The following is a 3,378-nucleotide window of genomic DNA, read 5'->3' on the forward strand; positions in this document are numbered from 1 at the left end:
ATCCCGAAGGTCGGGAGGCAACAACATGGGCGAATCGTGGTCGATATTGACGAACTTGGCTGCCATGCCCCGAGCATAGCAGCCGCTATCCAATTCGTCACTGGTCTAAGTCCGACAGACTGCTAGAGGGTCGCCCTGTGGATCTGGTCGGCGAGTTCGAGCGCGGCCATGGCCGAATTGAGTTGCGGGACATCACGCTCGCGCCGGTGGACAGCGATGTTAGCCCGTTCCCGCACATCGCACAGGTCATCAAATGCACCCGCATCTATCAGGAGACCAAGCCGGGAGCCGAGCCCGAGATGTCAGTGCGCCTATTCGGCACCTCTCACCGCCACGGCAGCAAGAGCGCCGCCCAGATCGGCAAAATGATCCGCGAGCACTGGAGCGTGGAGAACCGTAACCATTGGAAGCGCGACGCCACCCTTTGGAGGGAAGACCGTTCACCGAAGCGCAACCCGAGGGGAGCCAAGAACCTGGCCATGATCCGCAACGCCCTTCTGGCCGTGATCCCGTTCGAGGACTTCGAATCCCTCAACGACGCCCTCGCAGCAGTCTTCAGAAAACCCCTTGCAAAGTTCTGGCACTACTGCTCTCTTTTCGTGACCAACCCAGCAGTCGCACCTCTGAAATCCTTGGTTTCCCGGACTATCGAGAGAAGGAATAGCTGTCTTCTCTAGAACATGGGCTCGTCTTGGAGCGAAGATTCGCTGGCGATCCAGATGCACAGGAAAAATGGAAACAAGAACAGGAAGCTGGTCGATTGCGGAAGGCCCCTGGTGGAAGTAGCATAGCTTAAATGGAACACTAAGCATAAGGCACCATGCGGCAGGGGTCTAAGTAATTCACAGAGAACAGAGAAGAGTAAGACTATGAAAAATATGTTCATTGCTACGGTGGCGTGGCTTGTTTGTTGTCAGCTGCAAGCCGAAGAGGGATTCAAACCTCTTTTTAATGGCATGGATCTGAGCGGCTGGCACTCCATGGCTGAGAAGAGGAAGGAGGGCGCCGGAGTTTTCTTTGTCGATGCGGCGGAAAAGGCGATTCGGCCCTACGCTGGAAAAGTGGCAGGGAGCAAGCAGCCCATCGACTGCCTCCACTCCGAGAAGGAATACAGCCATTTCATCCTGAAACTTGAATACAAATGGCTGGAGAGCCGGTTTGCCCCTCGGCTCACTCATGATCGGGATGCAGGACTGCTCTTTCACCTCCACGGCGACCTGAAGAAAATCTGGCCAAATAGTGTAGAGATGCAAATCGGTGAATCGAATGCCAAGAAAATCAAAGATCGATACACCACCGGTGACCTCTGGGTCATTGGTAAGGACCTTCAAGTGATGAATGCTCGAGACAGTAGATTTTATGCACCTGGTGCCAAGGAAGTCCCGGTCGGTAAGGATCTGGGTTACGACAAGTCCTATGTAACCACTCAGAACGAGAAACCCTACGGTGAATGGAATGAAATCACTCTAACAGTTCGTGGCAGTGAAGAAGCCACCTTCGAATTGAATGGAAAAGTGGTAAATCGCATCGGCAAAATGAGCTACGAGGTGGATGGTAAAAGGGTGCCTTTGTCGAAAGGCCATATAGGGTTGCAAGCCGAGTATGCGGAGCTGTTGTACCGTAATATTCGCATCAAGGAATTGTCAGGGGATGAGGCTTCTTGATTGAGGCATTCAAAGGCATGTGCTTCATTTCGCATTTGGCAGCATGTATACGAACGATCTCATAGAACAGTCCGGTAAAGAGGCGTGCTTACTGGTGCCGAAAGACCGGAGTCGCCTTAAGCCCGATCAAGCTGATGATCGATCAGTCTCACCCCGCGCGCTGTGGTCGCTCACAGGTTACGTGGCCCGAGAAACGTTGCGTAAGCTGGCGATCATCAAGGGGCTGACAGCCGCCGCGATTGTCTTCGTGATCATATCAGGCACCAGCGCCGGCGAGGAGAAGGCGGACCAAGAGCCCCGTCCAGCCGAAGGCCCGACGGAGATCCAAGCCAGCGAACCGGTCGATGCCACGGTAAAGCCCGAGCGCCTCGCGCGGGAAGGCATCGGCTTTGGCAAGGTTAATGTGACGAAACTCGGGGCAAAGGGTGACGGTAAAACCGACGACACAGAGGCTATCCAACGCGCGATTGATCTCGTGTGCGAGCGCGGTGGCGGAACCGTGTATTTCCCCTACACGCCCAAAGGATACCTAGTCGGCAAACCGGGCGTTGAGAAGGTCGATGGCAAGCCGTGTCGATCACAGCTGCATATCAGACCTGGAAACAACGACTACCGGGGCACGAATATCCAGCTTGAGGGCGAACACCCCTGCTCGATGCTCTATGATTATGCGGTTCGACCGTGGACCACTTTTGAATCGATGGCAAAATCCAACACCTTTCTCTTTTCAACATGGGAATCTCCGGAAGAGACCAATCCGGAGGCACGCCCCTGGAGCATCCTCGCCACGGTGGAGGGCGATAAATTTGCCGGTAAGTTCAGCGTGGTACAAGTATCTATCAAGAACCTGGAGTTCCGTGCCTTTATGAACACGGACAAAATGTTCCCGACCGGCAGCGCGGTGAACCTTCAAAATGCCCAAAACGTGAACATCCAGGATTCCCAGTTCACAATTGATAAGGGTGTCGGTGATAATAATTCGGGGAAGATGCTGCAGACAAACCCGTGTCATACCGTTGGGCTGTTTGCGTCAGGCAATCAGAACGATAATCAGATTCTCCGAAACGTTGCCGTGCAGGGATTTCGATATGGCTTTGTTTTAGGTGAACATGTGGTTGCGGAGTCACTTTACGTCCACAACTGTGAAGAAGGAATCGTCTTTCATGATAGTACGCACCTCAGTCATATCCAGCATGTTGTCGCGCAACACAACCAGAAGATCCTGACAACCACCCGCAACAATCTGTTCGGAACAAAGCCTGGTACCGTGTATCTGACTGTTGAGGGCATCGATCTTGAGCGGGGATCTCCGAAACATCCGGTGAACCATACAACACACGGCGTGTACGACCCTGGAAATCGATTCGTGGGCTATCTCAAATGGCACAGCGGCCATCCGCCGGGCAAAGGCGATTTTCCTGTTGAAGGTGCCAAACGTATGAAGATCACGAAGTTTGGCGAATAGGTGAGGCAAGAGCGAAAGAACAGATTGCCCCCCTGGTGCGTCGGGGAAAAGTAAGACTGTGAGACTTTCAATCGACAGTCCGCCAAAGGTGATGGCTTAGTCCGCCAAGGTTGAGATTTTAACGTAAGCGTCCGACCGACCCCATGAGGTTTTCGGAGCGGTGGAGCGATTAAGTTCTCCGGGGCGGATCAGGCGGCAGCTTGCTGCTGGGTGGCCAGGTTTTCCTTAGCCTTCTTGTGGGCGGCGGCC

General features: G+C 53.8%; 3 protein-coding genes. All 3 read left to right on the forward strand.

What is annotated here, in order from left to right; translation table 11 throughout:
• Window positions 1-137: 137 nt before the first annotated feature.
• The 3 genes from WBG04_RS18305 to WBG04_RS18315 all read left to right on the forward strand — a co-directional run bounded on the left by WBG04_RS18305 (window position 138) and on the right by WBG04_RS18315 (window position 3,129).
• On the forward strand, window positions 138-677 hold the full coding sequence (locus tag WBG04_RS18305) for a hypothetical protein (protein WP_424316158.1): 540 nt from the start codon (window positions 138-140) through the stop codon (window positions 675-677).
• Window positions 678-869: 192 nt separating this feature from the next.
• On the forward strand, window positions 870-1,664 hold the full coding sequence (locus tag WBG04_RS18310; RefSeq protein ID WP_424316159.1) for a 3-keto-disaccharide hydrolase: 795 nt from the start codon (window positions 870-872) through the stop codon (window positions 1,662-1,664).
• A 43-nt stretch (window positions 1,665-1,707) separates the two neighbouring features.
• Window positions 1,708-3,129 (forward strand): glycosyl hydrolase family 28-related protein, encoded by a 1,422-nt coding sequence (locus tag WBG04_RS18315; RefSeq protein ID WP_424316160.1) that lies wholly within the window; start codon window positions 1,708-1,710, stop codon window positions 3,127-3,129.
• The last annotated feature ends 249 nt before the right edge of the window (window positions 3,130-3,378 follow it).

The sequence above is a fragment of the Haloferula sp. genome (assembly GCF_049672945.1).
In the GTDB taxonomy this organism is placed as follows: domain Bacteria; phylum Verrucomicrobiota; class Verrucomicrobiia; order Verrucomicrobiales; family Akkermansiaceae; genus Haloferula.

Excerpts from the sequence above, each read along its gene's own strand:
- WBG04_RS18310 (WP_424316159.1), top strand. The coding sequence starts at position 870 with ATGAAAAATATGTTCATTGCTACGGTGGCGTGGCTTGTTTGTTGTCAG.
- WBG04_RS18315 (WP_424316160.1), top strand. The coding sequence starts at position 1,708 with ATGTATACGAACGATCTCATAGAACAGTCCGGTAAAGAGGCGTGCTTA.